The 20249-nt window shown below is 57.4% G+C and carries 11 protein-coding genes and 3 pseudogenes; 9 read left to right on the top strand and 5 right to left on the bottom strand.

Annotated features, from left to right (window positions below):
- Positions 1-837 (top strand): N-acetylmuramoyl-L-alanine amidase, encoded by an 837-nt coding sequence (locus NST23_RS24575; RefSeq protein ID WP_340964791.1) that lies wholly within the window; start codon positions 1-3, stop codon positions 835-837.
- A gap of 208 nt (positions 838-1045) precedes the next feature.
- Here NST23_RS24575 and NST23_RS24570 read toward each other — a convergent pair whose 3' ends face one another.
- From NST23_RS24570 to NST23_RS24560, 3 genes are all read right to left on the bottom strand, one after another.
- The gene (locus tag NST23_RS24570; RefSeq protein WP_340964789.1) at positions 1046-1549 is read right to left on the bottom strand and encodes a S4 domain-containing protein; all 504 of its coding nucleotides are present in this window, start codon (positions 1547-1549) and stop codon (positions 1046-1048) included.
- A 323-nt stretch (positions 1550-1872) separates the two neighbouring features.
- Positions 1873-3447, bottom strand: coding sequence for a glycosyltransferase family 2 protein (locus NST23_RS24565; protein WP_173600213.1), 1575 nt, complete (start codon positions 3445-3447; stop codon positions 1873-1875).
- Positions 3448-3451: 4 nt separating this feature from the next.
- Positions 3452-4552 (bottom strand): glycosyltransferase family 2 protein, encoded by a 1101-nt coding sequence (locus tag NST23_RS24560; RefSeq protein WP_122963795.1) that lies wholly within the window; start codon positions 4550-4552, stop codon positions 3452-3454.
- Between the two features lie 154 nt (positions 4553-4706).
- Between NST23_RS24560 and NST23_RS24555 the strand changes: the two genes are divergently transcribed.
- From NST23_RS24555 to NST23_RS28515, 6 genes and pseudogenes are all read left to right on the top strand, one after another.
- Complete coding sequence (locus NST23_RS24555) at positions 4707-5792, top strand: glycosyltransferase family 2 protein (RefSeq protein WP_173600211.1); 1086 nt, start codon at positions 4707-4709, stop codon at positions 5790-5792.
- Between the two features lie 43 nt (positions 5793-5835).
- A complete protein-coding gene (locus tag NST23_RS24550; RefSeq protein ID WP_173597633.1) occupies positions 5836-6162 on the top strand; it encodes a hypothetical protein in 327 nt (108 codons plus the stop codon).
- Positions 6163-6265: 103 nt separating this feature from the next.
- Complete coding sequence (locus NST23_RS24545) at positions 6266-7021, top strand: hypothetical protein (protein WP_340964787.1); 756 nt, start codon at positions 6266-6268, stop codon at positions 7019-7021.
- Between the two features lie 38 nt (positions 7022-7059).
- Positions 7060-11628 (top strand): collagen-like protein, encoded by a 4569-nt coding sequence (locus NST23_RS28525; protein ID WP_445662504.1) that lies wholly within the window; start codon positions 7060-7062, stop codon positions 11626-11628.
- 23 nt (positions 11629-11651) lie between these two features.
- Positions 11652-12532 (top strand): annotated as a pseudogene (locus NST23_RS28520) (hypothetical protein); the annotation flags it as partial.
- Positions 12533-12889: 357 nt separating this feature from the next.
- A pseudogene (locus NST23_RS28515) lies at positions 12890-14685 on the top strand (beta strand repeat-containing protein); the annotation flags it as partial.
- Positions 14686-14836: 151 nt separating this feature from the next.
- Here NST23_RS28515 and NST23_RS24525 read toward each other — a convergent pair.
- Entirely contained in the window at positions 14837-16261 is a 1425-nt protein-coding gene (locus NST23_RS24525; RefSeq protein ID WP_340964783.1) for a hypothetical protein, read from the bottom strand.
- Complete coding sequence (locus tag NST23_RS24520; RefSeq protein ID WP_340964780.1) at positions 16258-17187, bottom strand: hypothetical protein; 930 nt, start codon at positions 17185-17187, stop codon at positions 16258-16260. The genes NST23_RS24525 and NST23_RS24520 overlap by 4 nt, the downstream gene beginning before the upstream one ends.
- Before the next feature lie 184 nt (positions 17188-17371).
- On the opposite strand from NST23_RS24520, the pseudogene NST23_RS28510 reads away from it, so the two are divergent.
- Positions 17372-18325, top strand: a pseudogene (locus NST23_RS28510) (BclA C-terminal domain-containing protein); the annotation flags it as partial.
- A gap of 251 nt (positions 18326-18576) precedes the next feature.
- Positions 18577-19677, top strand: coding sequence for a histidine kinase N-terminal domain-containing protein (locus NST23_RS24505; protein WP_122966530.1), 1101 nt, complete (start codon positions 18577-18579; stop codon positions 19675-19677).
- Positions 19678-20249: the final 572 nt, after the last annotated feature.

Raw genomic sequence — 20249 nt, 5'->3', positions numbered from 1 at the left:
ATGCAAATCACAGAAATGCTACTCACGAACCCAACGGCCAGACCAGGTACAAAGATGGTCCCGAAAGGACTGGTCATCCACTGGACAGCCAACGAGAAAAAAGGCGCCGATGCGGTGGCAAACCGGAACTACTTCAACAAGCCGACGACAGAAGCCAGCGCTCACTACATCGTGGACGACCGGCAAATTATCAGGTGCTTGCCTGAGACGGAAATGGGCTATCACGTGGGGGCGAAATCGTACAAGGCAGAGGCGCTGCAAAAGCTGAGCGCGTACCCGAACGATTGCACGATTGGCATCGAGATGTGTGTCAACGCGGACGGCAGCTTTACAAAAATGTACGAGCAGACCGTAGCTTTGACAGCAGAGCTTTTAAAACGTTATGGCTGGGCTGTGGATAAGTTGTGGCGGCATTACGACATTACCGGGAAAAACTGCCCGGCCTTTTTTGTCGATGAGCGCACGGCGCAAGCTTATTTTGGCAAAAATGCGCAAGCTGCCTGGGAAAGTTTTAAACAGGATGTCCACAGGTTGCTAACAGGTTTTCCACAAAAACCACAGGCGCCTGTTGATAACTGCGCTGTCGAGCTGACGCTGGCGACGACAGGCAAGCTGATTGCAGGAACTTCCTATGTCCCGGTCCGGCTGGTCGCGGAGGCAGCGGGAGCAACGGTCGGGTGGGAGCTGAGTACCAAAACGGTAACGGTGAACGGTCACGAACTGAATTGTCTCCATGAAAATGGAACCGCTTATGCTCCGGCAAGAGAGGTGGCTGCCCTGCTAGGGATGGAAGTGAGCTGGGACGCAGCGAGGAAAACGGTAGTGCTGCGAGGATAAGCATGAGTAACAGAAGGCGAAAATAGCGGCGTTGGCAGCACGACCCAACAGAGCACAAAGGAGCTGCCCAAAAAGGCGAATTAGCTAACGTCAAGCAAGCGGAAACATTGATTCATCGACGCGTATGAAAGGAAAAAGGGCGTCGCTCAGCCGAAAATTCGACTTTTGGGACAGCCCCTTTTGCTATTGAATATGGTGCAAGCAAGTGTCAGCCGATCACAATGACGATGACGTCGCTGGCGGACAAAATCGCACTCGGCTTCGCTTCCCGCTGGTTGACGCGGATGCGGCCATCCTTGATCTTTTGCACGATTTGACTGCGGCTCCAGCCATCCAGTCGACTGGCGAGCAGCTTGTCGAGGCGATACCGCGCATCTGCGCTTTCAATCGTGATTCGGACTTCCTGCACGCCTTGCTCTTTGTAATCGAGAACAGGGACGACGGGCAAGGCGAGATTTTCTGCCATTGTCTCCTGCTCCGGTACTTCTACATGCTCCGTAAACGATTTGTATATGGCGAGCTTCTCGTTCCATGTGTGGTCCCGCTCGCATTTGTAGATGGCGAAACGATAAATGTTTTTGCCGTTGGCGTTGTGCCGGCGAATGCTGGTATCGAAAAAGGGTACGGTGCGTCCGCAGCTCCGGCAATACCGCAGCACGGGGAGAGTGCATGGCGTTTGAGTTAATACCCACGTATGTTCCATGATTAGCATGATCCTTCACCTCGTGAAAAAGGGTAAGGAACGTACCTGCTATTTGGATGTCTTGCAGACTGGCTTTTTTGAACGCAAAAAACGGAGATTCCCCATAGCGAATCTCCGTAAGAAGGACAGCCTACAGATTTCGTTACGTTCCTTTGTAATGGGAAAAAAGGGCAGACTGCACCTGGGCGAAAAAACGCGTTGTTTTTCCAGGAGCAAGGCTATCCAGTTTTTTAGGCCATTACAAAGTTGTTGTTGGCATACGTCGCACCCGTACCTTCCTATCCAAATAGTTGTAAACGATTTTACCACAACTGGTTAATGTTACCAACCCTTTATTCTCTCCACGGCACGAGATTTGGCTCGGCGTCCAAAATCGATTCGTATTGTTCTTTCCAGCCATACAGGGCGGTTGGGTCCAGCAGCTTGTAGCGGGCGTATTTTTCCTGGCGAATCTTTTCAGATGACCAGCCCAGATGCTTCACCCGGTAGTAACTGAGAAAGGAAGGCAGCTCGAAAATATTGCCGGGAAAGCGTCCGCAGTGCAAGGGCTGTTCTTTCCACAGATAGCGAAGGTTGGGGCGGTAGCGGACGATGAATGGGCGGTATACATAATGGGCGCGCCAATACGGGTCTTCACGGTAGTGGGATTCAGTCCACATATCATACAGGCGGAAGCAGCACACATCGCCATGCTGTCTGGAGAGCAGCGCATGTACACCTGTGGCAAACCCGTCTTCAAAAACTTCGTCGGCATCCATGTTGACGATCCACTCTGGCTGGTGAGAAATGGTTTCTTTCCATTGCTGTTTGCGCAGGGCGACTTCGTTGGTGAATTGCGGCGTCGGGTTTCGGACGAGGTGGAGGGGAATGCCTTTTAGCAGCTCATGGCAAATTTCGGCGCTGTCGTCTGTGCTGCCGTCGTCGATAATAACGGCTTCGTCGATGTACTCCCTGTGCTTGGTGAGCACGTGGGCGAGATGTTTGTCTGCCTCGTTGTGGATGACCATGGACAAAGTAATTTTGGGACGGGACGTGGGCACAGCGGGCACGGCAAGAGAGGGGGATTTTTTGACGCGGAGCGGAGCGGAACCGTAGATTTGTTTCATCCAGACGGTCGCTTCCGCAAAGTCACTTTCCCGGTACAGATGGAACGCGGGGTAGTGGGTGTCTACGAACAAAGAGAACCCTAGCGCCACAGCCCGTATGCAAAAATGGCGATCTTCTCCCCAAAACGTGACATTGTGAATACGCGAATAGTTCACGCCGGATTCCAATGCCTTCCGGCGAATCAAGGTGCAAGCGCCGAGGCCGCCCACTTCATACAGGCCGGGAACGCGCAGCTTTCCATAAAAGGCGTACTTTCTGAGGTATTGTTCCTCGGCAGAGATGCTTTCCAGCCGATGGTTGATTTCATACTGCGTGTACTGGTCCGTAAGCCAAACCTGGGGAACTGGCAGCGTGTCTGGCGTCCAACTCGTCCAGAAAACTTCCGAGACGATGTCTTTTTCCGATGCGAGCAAAGTTTCCAGCGTAGCTGGCTGGAGCAGCAAGTCCGAGTCGAGGAGGAACAGCCCGTCGTAGCCGCCTGATTTGGCGCGCTCGATCAGTTGGTTTTTGAAGGAAGCTACCCGCCAGACCAGCTCATCTGTCCAAATATGGGTCGTCTCGTTGCAAGAGTAGGTAGAGGGTGCTTCCTGGCTGCGGATGATCTCCACTTGGCCGGAGTGCTTTTCGGCAAAATGGTGGAGGAGTCTGCTCGAAGCAGGATCGTTATTGTCATCAACAAACAGGTAGTGGACGGCCATATCGGAAGTCGAAAGCTTTTCCAGCGAAAACAAAAACATGCGCAGCACGTCCGGTTGTTGGCAAACCGGGCTTCCAATCAAAATCCGCGTTTGCGTCGTCATTTTATCACCCCTTGGTCGATGGCGTGTGGGCACATGTACGCACCATGTTGGCCGAGGTCTGGTCGTATACGTGCGCCTCTTTTGATTTGCCCAGACGCTCCATGCAACGTCCGAGATAGTGCAAGGCATGAAAGCTGCCCATCCCTTGCTGACTGAGATGCTCCCAATGCTCTTCCCCGATCTCCAGGCAACGCTCGAACGATTGGATCGCTTCGGCGTACAGCCCGTGCTCCATCAAGAAAACCCCTTTGTAAAAATGCAGGTCCACGTAATCCGGATAGAGCCGAATGGCGCATTCGATGCCGGGCCATGCCCCCCGCATGCTGCCGTGCCGGAACAAAATCTCGTATTTTAGCTTGTAAAAAAGAGACGGCGGCAACTGACTTTTGCCCAAAAAGCCTTCCAGCGCCTGATTGACGAGAATGAAGGCGTGCTCCCATTTTTGCGCGCGATAAAATTCGCTGGCCAGGTGGTAGTCGCACCACGGGTCGCGATCGGGATTTTCCCTCTCTTCCAAAAGCAGCTTCAGGTTGCGTCTGGCTTTGTTTTTCTTCGTAACAACTTCTTCTATGTAGCCATAATGGTGAAGGCGGACAGGAATCAGCGGGATCGCCCCGTCCTGCGGAACCGTTTCGGGCCATTGCAGCACTTCATGAATATCCCTTGCAAATTGAAACCCCTTTTTGTTGCGAAAAAGGCGGATTTGCGCGTTGCGGCTTGCCAGATGCAGAGAGGCCGTTTCTTTTTTCGGGCCTTGGTAATGAAGGAGCTTGAGAAACAGAACGTCCGATTTGCTTGCAATGGCCGCCTGACGCAACGCCTCCTGATCTGCTTCCTCCAATCGCTCATCCGCATCGAGCCACAACACCCATTCCCCGCGGGCTTCTTTCAATCCGATATTCCGCGCTTTGGAAAAACTGTTTTCCCACGGAGCTTCGATGACTTTCGCACCGTATTTGCGGCAAAGCTCCTGTGTGCCGTCTGTTGAACCTGTGTCGACGACAATGATCTCATCTACAACAGAATGAACGCTTCCCAGACATGCTTCGATCTGATCGGCCTCGTCTTTGACAATCATGCATAGCGAAATGAGCGGAGGTGTCATGGACGCTATCACCTTCTTTGGGTTGTTCTTTCATCACGCTTTCGATAAACCTTATTCTTTGAAAGCCAAAGTTATGTGAGGAGCGATATACATATTGGGCTTGGCCGGAAAATAGGATGTAAAAAAGATTTTGCGCCTAAGGAGGGCGATCTGCATGTTCACAGTCAGCCTGTGCATGATCGTTCGCAATGAAGAACAGACACTGGGTCGATGCTTGTCGACTGTGCGCGATTTGGTGGATGAGATCATCATTGTAGATACAGGGTCTGAAGATCAGACGCGCGAAATTGCCCGGTCATTCGGGGCGAGGCTGTTTGAGTTTGCGTGGATCGACGACTTTGCGGCAGCGCGCAACTTTGCTTTCAGCCAGGCGAGCAAAGACTATATTTTTTGGCTCGATGCCGACGATGTGTTGGAAGAAGCTGACCGGGAACGGTTTTTGGCGCTGCGGAAAATGGAGCCTTTTGAGTACGACAGTGTTTCCATGCCTTATCACCTTGCCTTTGACGATCGGGGCCAGCCTGTGAAGTTCCTGCGGCGAAATCGGCTGGTGAAGCGGCAACGCCAATTTGTCTGGCACGGCGCTGTCCACGAATATTTGGAGGTGGGAGGGGAGATTTATCACAGCGACATTGCGGTCACGCATCGCAAGGAGAAGGCGTACACCGACCGCAATTTGCAAATTTATTTGCGGCGGCAGGAGCGAAAAGAATTGTTTTCCCCCAGGGATCAGTACTACTTCGCCAACGAACTTTACGATCATGGCCGCTATCAGGAAGCGGCCGAGCAATATCAAGCCTTTTTGGATGGCGGACAGGGCTGGATCGAGGACCAGATTATGGCTTGCTATAAACAAGCGGAATGTTATGCGAACTTGCAGCAGCCGGAAAAACAGATTCAGTCCCTGGTGAGAACATTGGCTTTTGACGCGCCGCGGGCGGAATTTTGCTGCAAGGTAGGGGCTTATTTTTTGGAGAAAAAGGATATTCATAAAGCGATTTACTGGTTCCGGCAAGCGACTTTGCTTGAACGGCCACCAAACATGATGGGGATGACAGATGAACCTGCCTGGTCGTGGCTGCCTCATTTGCAGTTGTGCTACTGCTATGATCAGATCGGGGAGTACGGAAGGGCAAAAATTCACCACGAGATGTCAAAGCTGCACCATCCTACGCATCCGAGCGTTTTGCACAACGAAAGGTACTTTGCCAGCCGGGAAGAAGCGCAGCCGTCTGTGTGAGAGAATTGCTTTTTCCGGCGGCTGGAAACGGAGGTCATGAGACATGTCGTTGCCAAATGTGCCTGACATAACGCCGCGCATCACGCTGAAGCGCGAGGAAGTGTTTCATCTGTTGCTTACCTCTGTCGCCATGGAGGAAATCAGCCTGTCTCATATTATGAATGCGGAGGGGGAAAAAATTCAGCGTTTGCTGCAAAAAGAGGAGGTTTGCCTGGAAGATATGCTGCGCATTAACAAAAGCGTCGAAAGAATGCTGCGCAGCATCATCAGCAAGCAAATTTTGCTGCAATTCAAGCTGGATAATATTTTGGAAATGGAACGAAAGCCGGGCGATTCGGGAGATCCTGCCGAGGATTGTCATGAGGAATAGCTCGTTTGACCGAATGCTTGCAGGTGTGGTTCATTGGACGAATCGCCAGGGAACGACAGGGGGAACAGACGGATATGAGCGGCTTTTGGCCGCTGCCTTCGCCATGGAAAAAGCCATGGCTTCTCTGGCGGAATGCCAAGCGTGTCACACCAAAGCTTTTTTGCTTGCCGCCAAAACACATCCAAAGGAAGAAGCGATCCCACTTTTATTCCAGGCGCTGAAATCGTCAAGTCTTTGGCTGGAAGCGATGATTATGTTGCATTGGATAACTTTTAGCCGGATAAAGGGGATGGCTTCTTTTTTTGCATGGCAAGATCATATGGCAGAGAAATCGGAGCAGGTTGCGGAGGTTTGCAAAAGGTCATGGACGGCTGTGTACTCGTTTGGTCTAGCGGCCATTGGCCTAGTGGAACAGATCATTTTGCATGTCATTGCTCTCCAGCAAACGTCGCCCTGTCACCGATCGTCCGAGCAGCAGCTTATTCATTTGCTCGAACAGTTGGATGATTTTTTTCGCATTTGTGTGCGGAAAGCGGATTTTTGGGGAGTGCCTTTTGCCAATCGAGGGATTGAGGGGGAAGCTGCACAGCGGGAAAAACGCTCCATGCTTGGTTCGGCTTTGCAGCAGTTGGAAAGGTATGGTTCGCCTTCGAGCGCGCTTTCTTCTGCTTTTAAAATGAAATTGAAGGACATTGTCCTGCCATTGAAAAAGTACGGCGATCTCGGGGGGAGCGTCCGTTCCGTTATCGAGACAAATCGCCATTATCAAGCTCCTTGGTTAAACAGGGAGGTACTGCCCGCCGTGACCAAAAGCCACAAGGTTGTGGTCCAGTCCAAGAAGTGGAAGAAGAATCCGTGAGGTTGGATGGTGTTCTTTTGGCTATTTGAATAAGCGGAATGGGAGGCTGCGCTTTTCACGGGGAAGGGGGGAGAGTTTTGTCATTTCCAAATATCCCAAATATCAGCCCGACAATTACGATTACGCGCGAAGACGCCATTAACTTGTTGCTGTCTTCTTTTGCCATGGAGGAATTGGGGCTAAGCCATATCTTGAATGCGGAAGGCGAAAAAATTCAGTATGTCCTAGGAACGCTTCCTGGTGTGAGTGGACCTGCGGGAGCGACGATAGATGATTTGCTGGCGATTGACCAGAGCGTAAGAGAAATGGTCGATGCGACGATCAAACAAGACATGCTCCTCCAGGCGAAGCTGCAGACGGTGTTGAGCGCCTCCACCATGCAGGGGCCGACTGGTCCAACCGGAGCAACAGGTCCAACGGGAGCGACAGGGGCGGGGAGGGGGGCGACTGGAGCTACAGGAGCTACGGGAGCAACCGGAGAGACAGGAGCAACTGGAGTCACGGGAGTAACTGGAGCCACGGGGTCAACTGGAGCCACGGGAGCAACCGGAGACACAGGATCAACTGGAGTTACGGGGTCAACTGGAGTTACGGGAGCAACTGGAGTTACGGGGTCAACCGGAGTTACGGGAGCAACTGGAGCCACGGGGTCAACCGGAGTTACAGGAGCTACGGGAGAAACTGGAGCTACGGGAGTAACCGGAGCCACGGGGTCAACTGGAGCAACGGGAGTAACCGGAGCCACGGGGTCAACTGGAGCTACGGGAGCAACCGGAGCCACGGGGTCAATTGGAGCCACGGGGTCAACTGGAGTTACGGGGTCAACTGGAGTCACGGGAGTAACAGGAGAGACGGGGTCAACCGGAGTCACGGGGTCAACCGGAGTCACGGGAGCAACCGGAATCACGGGAGCAACCGGAGAGACGGGAGTAACCGGAGCCACGGGAGCAACTGGAGCTACGGGAGTAACCGGAGCCACGGGAGAATCTGGAGCCACGGGAGCAACTGGAGCTACGGGAGTAACTGGAGCCACGGGAGAATCTGGAGCCACGGGAGCAACTGGAGCTACGGGAGTAACCGGAGCCACGGGAGAATCTGGAGCCACGGGAGTAACCGGAGCTACGGGAGCAACCGGAGTCACGGGAGCAACCGGAGCTACGGGGTCAACCGGAGTCACGGGAGCGACAGGAGAGACGGGAGTAACCGGAGCCACGGGGTCAACTGGAGCTACGGGATCAACCGGAGTCACGGGAGTAACCGGAGCCACGGGGTCAACTGGAGCTACAGGAGCAACCGGAGTTACGGGAGCAACTGGGGTTACGGGAGCGACAGGAGAGGCGGGGTCAACCGGAGCCACGGGGTCAACTGGAGCTACAGGAGCAACCGGAGTTACGGGAGCAACTGGGGTTACGGGAGCGACAGGAGAGACGGGAGCAACTGGGGTTACGGGAGCGACAGGAGAGACGGGAACAACCGGAGCCACGGGGTCAACCGGAGTTACGGGAGCAACCGGAGAGACAGGGACAACCGGAGAGACAGGGACAACCGGAGCTACGGGAGCAACAGGAGCCACGGGATCAACCGGGGTTACGGGAGTAACCGGAGAGACAGGGACAACCGGAGTTACGGGAGCAACCGGAGCCACGGGGTCAACCGGAGCCACGGGAGTAACCGGAGCCACAGGGTCAACGGGAGTCACAGGAGCTACGGGAGCAACTGGAGAGACGGGAGCAACTGGAGCCACGGGAGCAACTGGAGCTACGGGAGTAACCGGAGCCACGGGAGCAACTGGAGTTACGGGATCAACCGGAGAGGCGGGGTCAACCGGAGCCACGGGGTCAACTGGAGCTACAGGAGCAACCGGAGTTACGGGAGCAACTGGGGTTACGGGAGCGACAGGAGAGGCGGGGTCAACCGGAGCCACGGGGTCAACTGGAGCTACAGGAGCAACCGGAGTTACGGGAGCAACTGGGGTTACGGGAGCGACAGGAGAGACGGGAGCAACTGGGGTTACGGGAGCGACAGGAGAGACGGGAACAACCGGAGCCACGGGGTCAACTGGAGTTACGGGAGTAACCGGAGAGACAGGGTCAACCGGAGTTACGGGAGCAACCGGAGCCACGGGGTCAACCGGAGTCACGGGAGTAACCGGAGCCACGGGGTCAACTGGAGCTACAGGAGCAACCGGAGTTACGGGAGCAACTGGGGTTACGGGAGCGACAGGAGAGACGGGAGCAACTGGGGTTACGGGAGCGACAGGAGAGACGGGAACAACCGGAGCCACGGGGTCAACTGGAGTTACGGGAGTAACCGGAGAGACAGGGTCAACCGGAGTTACGGGAGCAACCGGAGCCACGGGGTCAACCGGAGTCACGGGAGTAACCGGAGCCACGGGGTCAACTGGAGCTACAGGAGCAACCGGAGTTACGGGAGCAACTGGGGTTACGGGAGCGACAGGAGAGACGGGAGCAACTGGGGTTACGGGAGCGACAGGAGAGACGGGAACAACCGGAGCCACGGGGTCAACTGGAGTTACGGGAGTAACCGGAGAGACAGGGTCAACCGGAGTTGCAGGGAGCAACCGGAGAGACAGGGTCAACCGGAGTTACGGGAGCAACCGGAGAGACAGGGACAACCGGAGAGACAGGGACAACCGGAGCTACGGGAGCAACTGGAGCAACGGGAGTAACCGGAGCCACGGGAGAATCTGGAGCCACGGGAGCAACTGGAGCAACGGGAGTAACCGGAGCCACGGGAGAATCTGGAGCAACGGGAGCAACCGGAGCCACGGGAGTAACCGGAACTACGGGAGCAACCGGAGTCACGGGAGCAACCGGAGCTACGGGGTCAACCGGAGCCACGGGAGCGACAGGAGAGACGGGAGCAACTGGAGCCACGGGGTCAACTGGAGTTACGGGAGTAACCGGAGAGACAGGGTCAACCGGAGTTACGGGAGCAACCGGAGCCACGGGGTCAACCGGAGTCACGGGAGTAACCGGAGCCACGGGGTCAACTGGAGCTACAGGAGCAACCGGAGTTACGGGAGCAACTGGGGTTACGGGAGCGACAGGAGAGACGGGAACAACCGGAGCCACGGGGTCAACTGGAGTTACGGGAGTAACCGGAGAGACAGGGTCAACCGGAGTTACGGGAGCAACCGGAGAGACAGGGTCAACCGGAGTTACGGGAGCAACTGGAGCAACTGGAGCCACCGGGGTTACGGGAGCTACGGGGTCAACCGGAGCCACGGGGTCAACTGGAGCAACCGGAGCTACGGGAGTAACCGGAGAGACAGGGTCAACCGGAGCCACGGGAGCAACCGGAGCCACGGGAGTAACTGGAGCTACGGGAGCAACCGGAGAGACGGGAGCAACTGGAGCCACGGGAGCAACAGGAGAAATGGGAGCAACTGGAGTTACGGGAGCAACCGGAGAGACGGGAGCAACCGGGGTTACGGGAGTAACCGGAGCCACGGGGTCAACCGGAGAGACGGGAGCAACCGGGGTTACGGGAGTAACCGGAGCCACGGGGTCAACTGGAGCTACGGGAGCAACCGGGGTTACGGGAGCAACTGGAACTACGGGAGCAACCGGAGTTACGGGAGTAACCGGAGAGACAGGGTCAACCGGAGCCACGGGAGCAACTGGAGCCACGGGAGCAACTGGAGCCACGGGAGCAACTGGAGCCACGGGAGTAACCGGAGCCACGGGAGCAACTGGAGCCACGGGAGTAACCGGAGCCACGGGAGAATCTGGAGCCACGGGAGCAACTGGAGCAACTGGAGCAACTGGAGCTACGGGAGTAACCGGAGCTACGGGAGTAACCGGAGCCACGGGAGTAACCGGAGCCACAGGGTCAACCGGAGCCACGGGAGCAACTGGAGCCACGGGAGTAACCGGAACTACGGGAGCAACCGGAGTCACGGGAGCAACCGGAGCTACGGGGTCAACCGGAGCCACGGGAGCGACAGGAGAGACGGGATCAACCGGAGAGACGGGAGCCACGGGAGTAACCGGAGCCACGGGGTCAACTGGAGCTATGGGAGTAACCGGAGCCGCGGGGTCAACTGGAGCTATGGGAGTAACCGGAGCCACGGGGTCAACTGGAGCTACGGGAGCAACAGGGGTTACGCGGGAGCCACCGGGGTTACGGGAGCAACTGGAGCTACGGGGTCAACTGGAGCTACGGGAGCAACTGGAGCAACTGGAGCAACTGGAGCTACGGGAGCAACAGGAGCTACGGGGTCAACTGGAGCTACGGGAGCAACTGGAGCAACTGGAGCAACTGGAGCTACGGGAGCAACAGGAGCTACGGGGTCAACCGGAGCCACGGGAGCGACAGGAGAGACGGGATCAACCGGAGAGACGGGAGCCACGGGAGTAACCGGAGCCACGGGGTCAACTGGAGCTATGGGAGTACCCGGAGCCACGGGGTCAACTGGAGCTACGGGAGCCACCGAGTTACGGGAGCCACCGGGGTTACGGGAGCAACTGGAGCTACGGGAGCAACTGGAGTTACGGGAGCAACAGGAGCTACGGGGTCAACTGGAGCCACGGGAGCGACAGGAGAGACGGGAGCAACCGGAGTCACGGGAGCAACTGGAGTAACCGGAGAGACGGGAGTAACCGGAGCCACGGGGTCAACTGGAGCTACGGGAGCCACCGGGGGACGGGAGCCACCGGGGTTACGGGAGCAACTGGAGCTACGGGGTCAACTGGAGCTACGGGAGAAACTGGAGCTACGGGAGCAACAGGAGAGACAGGGTCAACAGGAGAGACGGGAGCAACTGGAGTTATGGGAGCAACTGGAGCTACGGGGTCAACCGGAGCCACGGGAGCGACAGGAGAGACGGGAGCAACCGGAGTCACGGGAGCAACCGGAGAGACGGGAGTAACCGGGGCCATGGGGTCAACTGGAGCTACGGGAGCAACCGGAGTCACGGGATCAACTGGAGAGACGGGATCAACTGGAGAGACGGGATCAACTGGAGCTACGGGAGCAACAGGAGAGACGGGAGTAACCGGAGCCACGGGGTCAACTGGAGCTACGGGAGCAACCGGAGTTACGGGAGCAACTGGGGTTACGGGAGCAACTGGGGTTACGGGAGCGACAGGAGAGACGGGAACAACCGGAGCCACGGGATCAACTGGAGCTACGGGAGTAACCGGAGTTACGGGAGCAACCGGAGTCACGGGAGCAATCGGAGCCACGGGAGTAACTGGAGAGACAGGAGCAACTGGGATCACCGGAGCCACGGGAGTAACTGGAGAGACGGGAGCAACTGGAATCACGGGAGCAACCGGAGTTACGGGAGCAACCGGAGTTACGGGAGCCACGGGGTCAATTGGAGTCACGGGAGCAACCGGAGCTACGGGAGCAACCGGAGTCGCGGGAGCAACTGGGGTTACGGGAGCAACTGGGGTTACGGGAGCAACCGGAGAGACGGGAGCAACCGGAGAGACGGGAGCCACGGGAGCCACGGGGTCAACTGGAGCGACGGGAGCAACTGGAGCGACGGGATCAACCGGAGCCACGGGGTCAACCGGAGTTACGGGAGCAACTGGAGAAACGGGAGCAACCGGAACCACGGGGTCAACTGGAGCTACGGGGTCAACTGGAGCCACGGGAGCAACTGGAGTTACGGGAGCAACCGGAGTCACGGGAGCAACAGGAGAGACGGGAGCAACTGGAGCTACGGGAGCAACCGGAGCCACGGGTTCAACTGGAGCTACGGGAGCAACCGGAGCAACCGGAGAAACGGGAGTAACCGGAGTTACGGGAGCAACTGGAGTCACGGGAGCAACTGGGGTTACGGGAGCGACAGGAGAGACGGGGTCAACTGGAGCAACAGGAGAGACGGGAGCAACCGGAGAGACGGGAGCAACTGGAGCTATGGGGTCAACCGGAGCCACGGGAGCGACAGGAGAGACGGGAGTAACCGGGGCCACGGAGCAACAGGAGAGACGGGAGTAACCGGGCCCACGGGGGCAACTGGAGAGACGGGAGCCACGGGGTCAACTGGAGCTACGGGAGCAACCGGAGTCACGGGAGCAACTGGAGAGACGGGAGCAACCGGAACCACGGGGTCAACTGGAGCTACGGGAGCAACCGGAGCCACGGGGTCAACTGGAGCTACGGGAGCAACCGGGGTTACGGGAGTAACCGGAGAGACAGGGTCAACCGGAGAAACGGGAGTAACCGGAGCCACGGGAGCAACTGGAGTTACGGGAGCAACCGGAGAGACGGGAGCCACGGGGTCAACTGGAGTCACGGGATCAACTGGAGTCACGGGGTCAACTGGAGCTACGGGAGCAACTGGAGAGACGGGAGCAACCGGAGCTACGGGAGCAACCGGAGCCACGGGGTCAACTGGAGTCACGGGAGCAACCGGAGCCACGGGAGTAACCGGAGTTACGGGAGCAACCGGAGCCACGGGGTCAACTGGAGCCACGGGAGTAACCGGAGTTACGGGAGCAACAGGAGAAACGGGAGCAACTGGAACCACGGGGTCAACTGGAGCTACGGGAGCAACCGGAGAGACGGGAGCCACGGGGTCAACTGGAGCTACGGGAGCAACCGGAGTCACGGGAGCAACTGGAGAGACGGGGTCAACCGGAGCCACGGGAGCGACAGGAGAGACGGGAGTAACCGGGGCCACGGGAGCAACAGGAGAGACGGGAGTAACCGGAGAGACAGGGTCAACCGGAGAAACGGGAGTAACCGGAGCCACGGGAGCAACAGGAGAGACGGGAGCCACGGGGTCAACTGGAGTCACGGGAGCAACCGGAGCCACGGGGTCAACTGGAGCTACGGGAGCAACCGGAGAGACGGGAGCAACTGGGGTTACGGGAGCGACAGGAGAGACGGGAGCCACGGGAGCAACCGGAGCCACGGGAGCAACCGGAGCCACGGGATCAACCGGAGCCACGGGGTCAACTGGAGCTACGGGAGCAACCGGAGTAACTGGAGCAACAGGAGTTACGGGAGCAACCGGAGAGACGGGAGCAAGCGGAACCACGGGGTCAACTGGAGCTACGGGAGCAACAGGAGAGACGGGAGCAACTGGAGCTACGGGATCAACCGGAGAAACGGGAGTAACCGGAGTTACGGGAGCAACCGGAGAAACGGGAGTAACCGGAGTTACGGGAGCAACTGGGGGTACGGGAGCGACAGGAGAGACGGGATCAAGCGGAGCCACGGGGTCAACTGGAACCACGGGAGCAACCGGGGTTACGGGAGCAACAGGAGTTACGGGAGCAACCGGAGAGACGGGAGCAAGCGGAACCACGGGGTCAACTGGAGCTACGGGATCAACCGGAGAGACGGGAGCCACGGGGTCAACTGGAGTCACGGGAGCAACCGGAGCCACTGGGTCAACTGGAGCTACGGGATCAACTGGAGTCACGGGAGCAACCGGAGAGACGGGAGCAACTGGAGAGACGGGGTCAACCGGAGCCACGGGAGCGACAGGAGAGACGGGAGTAACCGGGGCCACGGGAGCAACCGGAGAGACGGGAGCAACCGGAACCACGGGGTCAACTGGAGCTACGGGAGCAACAGGAGTAACTGGAGCAACAGGAGAGACGGGAGCAACCGGAACCACGGGGTCAACTGGAGCTACGGGATCAACTGGAGCTACGGGATCAACCGGAGCCACGGGAGCAACTGGAGCTACGGGAGCAACTGGAGCTACGGGAGCAACCGGAGCCACGGGAGTAACCGGAGTTACGGGAGCAACAGGAGAAACGGGAGCAACTGGAACCACGGGGTCAACTGGAGCTACGGGAGCAACCGGAGAGACGGGAGCAACTGGAGCTACGGGGTCAACCGGGCCACGGGAGCGACAGGAGAGACGGGAGTAACCGGGGCCACGGGAGCAACCGGAGAGACGGGAGTAACCGGGGCCACGGGGTCAACTGGAGAGACGGGAGCCACGGGGTCAACTGGAGCTACGGGAGCAACCGGAGTCACGGGAGCAACCGGAGAGACGGGAGCAACCGGAACCACGGGGTCAACTGGAGCTACAGGAGCAACCGGAGTTACGGGAGCAACTGGGGTTACGGGAGCGACAGGAGAGACGGGAACAACCGGAGCCACGGGGTCAACTGGAGTTACGGGAGTAACCGGAGAGACAGGGTCAACCGGAGTTACGGGAGTAACCGGAGCCACAGGGTCAACCGGAGCCACGGGAGCAACTGGAGCCACGGGAGTAACCGGAACTACGGGAGCAACCGGAGTTACGGGAGCAACCGGAGCCACGGGGTCAACTGGAGCCACGGGAGTAACCGGAGTTACGGGAGCAACAGGAGAAACGGGAGCAACTGGAACCACGGGGTCAACTGGAGCTACGGGAGCAACCGGAGAGACGGGAGCCACGGGGTCAACTGGAGCTACGGGAGCAACCGGAGTCACGGGAGCAACTGGAGAGACGGGGTCAACCGGAGCCACGGGAGCGACAGGAGAGACGGGAGTAACCGGGGCCACGGGAGCAACAGGAGAGACGGGAGTAACCGGAGAGACAGGGTCAACCGGAGAAACGGGAGTAACCGGAGCCACGGGAGCAACAGGAGAGACGGGAGCCACGGGGTCAACTGGAGTCACGGGAGCAACCGGAGCCACGGGGTCAACTGGAGCTACGGGAGCAACCGGAGAGACGGGAGCAACTGGGGTTACGGGAGCGACAGGAGAGACGGGAGCCACGGGAGCCACGGGAGCAACCGGAGCCACGGGAGCAACCGGAGCCACGGGATCAACCGGAGCCACGGGGTCAACTGGAGCTACGGGAGCAACCGGAGTAACTGGAGCAACAGGAGTTACGGGAGCAACCGGAGAGACGGGAGCAAGCGGAACCACGGGGTCAACTGGAGCTACGGGAGCAACAGGAGAGACGGGAGCAACTGGAGCTACGGGATCAACCGGAGAAACGGGAGTAACCGGAGTTACGGGAGCAACCGGAGAAACGGGAGTAACCGGAGTTACGGGAGCAACTGGGGGTACGGGAGCGACAGGAGAGACGGGATCAAGCGGAGCCACGGGGTCAACTGGAACCACGGGAGCAACCGGGGTTACGGGAGCAACAGGAGTTACGGGAGCAACCGGAGAGACGGGAGCAAGCGGAACCACGGGGTCAACTGGAGCTACGGGATCAACCGGAGAGACGGGAGCCACGGGGTCAACTGGAGTCACGGGAGCAACCGGAGCCACTGGGTCAACTGGAGCTACGGGATCAACTGGAGTCACGGGAGCAACAGAGAGACGGGAGCAACCGGAACCACGGGGTCAACTGGAGCTACGGGAGCAACAGGAGTAACTGGAGCAACAGGAGAGACGGGAGCAACCGGAACCACGGGGTCAACTGGAGCTACGGGATCAACTGGAGCTACGGGATCAACCGGAGCCACGGGAGCAACTGGAGCTACGGGAGCAACTGGAGCTACGGGAGCAACCGGAGCCACGGGAGTAACCGGAGTTACGGGAGCAACAGGAGAAACGGGAGCAACTGGAACCACGGGGTCAACTGGAGCTACGGGAGCAACCGGAGAGACGGGAGCAACTGGAGCTACGGGGTCAACCGGAGCCACGGGAGCGACAGGAGAGACGGGAGTAACCGGGGCCACGGGAGCAACCGGAGAGACGGGAGTAACCGGGGCCACGGGGTCAACTGGAGAGACGGGAGCCACGGGGTCAACTGGAGCTACGGGAGCAACCGGAGTCACGGGAGCAACCGGAGAGACGGGAGCAACCGGAACCACGGGGTCAACTGGAGCTACGGGATCAACCGGAGCCACGGGATCAACCGGAGCCACGGGAGTAACCGGAGTTACGGGAGCAACTGGAGTCACGGGAGCAACTGGGGTTACGGGAGCGACAGGAGAGACGGGAGCAACCGGAGCCACGGGGTCAACTGGAGCTACGGGAGCAACCGGGGTTACGGGAGTAACCGGAGAGACAGGGTCAACCGGAGAAACGGGAGTAACCGGAGCCACGGGGTCAACCGGAGTTACGGGAGCAACCGGAGTTACGGGAGCAACCGGAGTTACGGGAGCAACCGGAACCACGGGGCCAACTGGAGCTACGGGGTCAACTGGAGCCACGGGAGCAACTGGAGTAACTGGAGCAACCGGAGTTACGGGAGCAACCGGAGAAACGGGAGCAACCGGAACCACGGGGTCAACTGGAGCAACGGGAGCAACCGGGGTTACGGAGTAACCGGAGAGACAGGGTCAACCGGAGAAACGGGAGTAACCGGAGCCACGGGGTCAACTGGAGTCACGGGAGCAACCGGAACCACGGGGTCGACTGGAGCTACGGGAGCAACCGGAGAGACGGGAGCAACCGGAGACGGGAGCAACGGGAGCAACGGGAGCAACGGGAGCAACCGGAGAAACGGGAGTAACCGGAGTTACGGGAGCAACTGGAGTCACGGGAGCAACTGGGGTTACGGGAGAGACGGGATCAACCGGAGCCACGGGGTCAACTGGAGCTACGGGGTCAACTGGAGCAACGGGAGCAACCGGGGTTACGGGAGTAACCGGAGAGACAGGGTCAACCGGAGAAACGGGAGTAACCGGAGCTACGGGAGCAACCGGAGAGACGGGAGCAACCGGAGAGACGGGAGCAACTGGAGTCACGGGATCAACTGGAGCCACGGGAGCAACTGGAGCTACGGGATCAACCGGAGCCACGGGGTCAACTGGAGCTACGGGATCAACTGGAGCTACGGGATCAACCGGAGCCACGGGGTCAACCGGAGTTACGGGATCAACCGGAGCCACGGGGTCAACTGGAGCTACGGGAGCTACGGGAGCAACTGGAGCCACGGGGTCAACTGGAGTCACGGGAGCAACCGGAGCCACGGGAGCAACCGGAGCCACGGGAGCCACAGGCGCCACCGGAACCGTCTTCACAAACATCAACGCGTTCGGTGCAAATACAAGCGGGGCGCTCATCGCAGTTGTATTGGGCGGCACGAACGTACCTTTGCCCAACAATCAGATCCTGAACGGTGTAACCGTCAATGGCGCCAACACCACCTTTACCGTGCCATCAGCGGGGAATTACCTCTTGTCGTATTCGATCAATACGACAGCCGCTTTGCTGGTCAGTACACGTCTTGTCATTAACGGCTCTCCATTCACTCCGTCAATCGTTGCACCAACGCTGTCCCTCTCTTCCTTCCACAACACAATCATTGCCCCGTTGGGAGCGAACTCGACGATCACGCTTCAGCTCTTCGGCCTGTTGGGAGCAGCTACGCTGTTGACTGGCGCCGGGGCCACGCTAACTATTGTCAGACTAAACTAAAGCTTTACAGGCAAAGGGACGGAACGAGCAACCGTCCCTTTGCTTTTTTATTCGAAAAAAACAGCGCACCGATTCTGTCGCCCCGTAAAAAGTTTTCTCAGCTGTTTTCTCAATAAGAATGACTTTCAAATGTAATTCAGCGTCGAACGGTGTACAATGATAGGAGTAGTAAAAATATTTAGTCAATAAATGTTGAATCGATAGTATAATATTATCGGAATTAGTATGCCGATCATTCGGAGTGGGGATAGATGGCGATGGACGACTTGGCACTATATTTGGACGAGCATGAGGATGCGGCAGTGGAAGAGTTCAGGAGACGGATTAAGGTGGCTGAGCACGATCAGTTCAACGAGATTATTCCTTTGAACGGACAAGCCATGTATCGCATGGTGGCCGGATATCTTCGTTCGAAGATTACTCATGAGGACATCAAGGATCTTGCCTATAAAGTAGCGCATGAGCGGAATCAAGCCCAAATTAACATTGGCGATTTTGTTTTTAACGTCTGCATGGGGCGTGAGCTGGTGATTGATACCTTGCAAAAAGGCCCCTTTTCTCCAAATGTTCTGCTTCCAGCACTCATTAAAATAAACGAATGCTTCGATGTCTTTCTGGTGCATGCCGTGTCCAAATATACCGAACTGAAAGACAGCGATCTGGAGGAAAAGAAGCTGTTTATTGAGCGGTCTCACAAAGACAGGCTGACGATCTTGGGACAGATGGCTTCGAGCTTTGTCCATGAATTTCGCAATCCGCTAACTTCCATTATGGGATTTTCCCGATTGCTAAAAGAAGATTACCCGAACCTGCCGTACGTGGATATTATCGAGAACGAGCTTCATCAGCTGAACTACCGTGTCTCCCAATTTTTGCTTGTATCCAAAAAGGGAGCTGTACATAAAAAAACAGAAGTCTTTAGCATAGCTCTACTGTTCGAGGAGATTTTGTCCTTCCTCTATCCAAACATCGTGGATGTCAACGCGCACATTACGTGCTCGATTGACCCTGCCCTGCTTTTGGTCGGCTACAGGGACGAGATGAGGCAAGTGTTCATCAACATCATTTCCAACGCGCTGGACGCGCTGCAACGGAAAAACGGGGAGAAAGAAGTGGCGATCAAAGGGGCCCAAACCGAAGAAATGGCCGTGATCACGATTTCCAACAATGGCGCTCCCATCCCGCCCGACCTGCTGTCAGTCATCTTCGAGCCGTTCTTTACAACGAAAGAGCTGGGAACGGGGATCGGGTTGTACGTTTGCAAGGAGATCATCGAGCGCCATGGCGGGATGATCGCATGCGAGTCGTCTGATCAGCAGACGGTCTTTTCCATGTACTTCAGACATACTTGATCAGCCAGCGCAATCAAAACGACCTGCATTTGCGGCTAAGCTTATGCGCATCTCCCTGTCGAGTGGACAACGAAAAAGGCTCGAATGATACGGCGGTCGCTTCCTTGTAATCTGCGGGGGAGAGGTCGCCGAGTTTTCTGAACGCGATTTTTGTTGTAAAATTGGCTAGAGTCTGCAAGGAACATCCGGGCTTTTGTCCCGGTTACAGGCTTTTCAAGAGAGCGCTTCTCGGTTAAGATGGGCAAGAATCCCCAAAAGCAGTTTCCAAGCTGGGAATGGCTCACGCTCGGCCAGCGCCAATACGTGCGCCGCTGAACATGCTGACTACAGCTAGAGCTACCTTTTCTCGACATGGCAGTAACTCCTGCTAGATTCAACATTTCCCATATGCATACATGTCGACCTGGACCGCATTAACCAGGAAGAATAGAGAAAAAGCACTAAGGGCAAATGAGCGATCAAGAGCGCATTCTTTTATACAATAGGTAAAATTATGAAAACAAGCTATGAAAACGACATTCCCTATTGAAATTCCGATGAAGTAGGGGGAAAATATACCTAAGGTAAACAGA

Origin of the sequence: Brevibacillus sp. FSL K6-0770, assembly GCF_038000275.1 — a bacterium.
Classification (GTDB): Bacteria; Bacillota; Bacilli; order Brevibacillales; family Brevibacillaceae; genus Brevibacillus; species Brevibacillus parabrevis.
Note: the sequence above shows the minus strand (reverse complement) of the source record. Positions and strands in the feature narration are given on the sequence as shown.

What these genes read in the sequence shown, in the direction of transcription:
- NST23_RS24560 (WP_122963795.1), bottom strand. Translation starts at nt 4,552, where the DNA reads ATGACACCTCCGCTCATTTCGCTATGCATGATTGTCAAAGACGAGGCC.
- NST23_RS24565 (WP_173600213.1), bottom strand. Translation starts at nt 3,447, where the DNA reads ATGACGACGCAAACGCGGATTTTGATTGGAAGCCCGGTTTGCCAACAA.
- NST23_RS28525 (WP_445662504.1), top strand. Translation starts at nt 7,060, where the DNA reads ATGGGAGGCTGCGCTTTTCACGGGGAAGGGGGGAGAGTTTTGTCATTT.
- NST23_RS24550 (WP_173597633.1), top strand. Translation starts at nt 5,836, where the DNA reads ATGTCGTTGCCAAATGTGCCTGACATAACGCCGCGCATCACGCTGAAG.
- NST23_RS24555 (WP_173600211.1), top strand. Translation starts at nt 4,707, where the DNA reads ATGTTCACAGTCAGCCTGTGCATGATCGTTCGCAATGAAGAACAGACA.
- NST23_RS24570 (WP_340964789.1), bottom strand. Translation starts at nt 1,549, where the DNA reads ATGCTAATCATGGAACATACGTGGGTATTAACTCAAACGCCATGCACT.
- NST23_RS24545 (WP_340964787.1), top strand. Translation starts at nt 6,266, where the DNA reads ATGGAAAAAGCCATGGCTTCTCTGGCGGAATGCCAAGCGTGTCACACC.
- NST23_RS24505 (WP_122966530.1), top strand. Translation starts at nt 18,577, where the DNA reads ATGGCGATGGACGACTTGGCACTATATTTGGACGAGCATGAGGATGCG.
- NST23_RS24575 (WP_340964791.1), top strand. Translation starts at nt 1, where the DNA reads ATGCAAATCACAGAAATGCTACTCACGAACCCAACGGCCAGACCAGGT.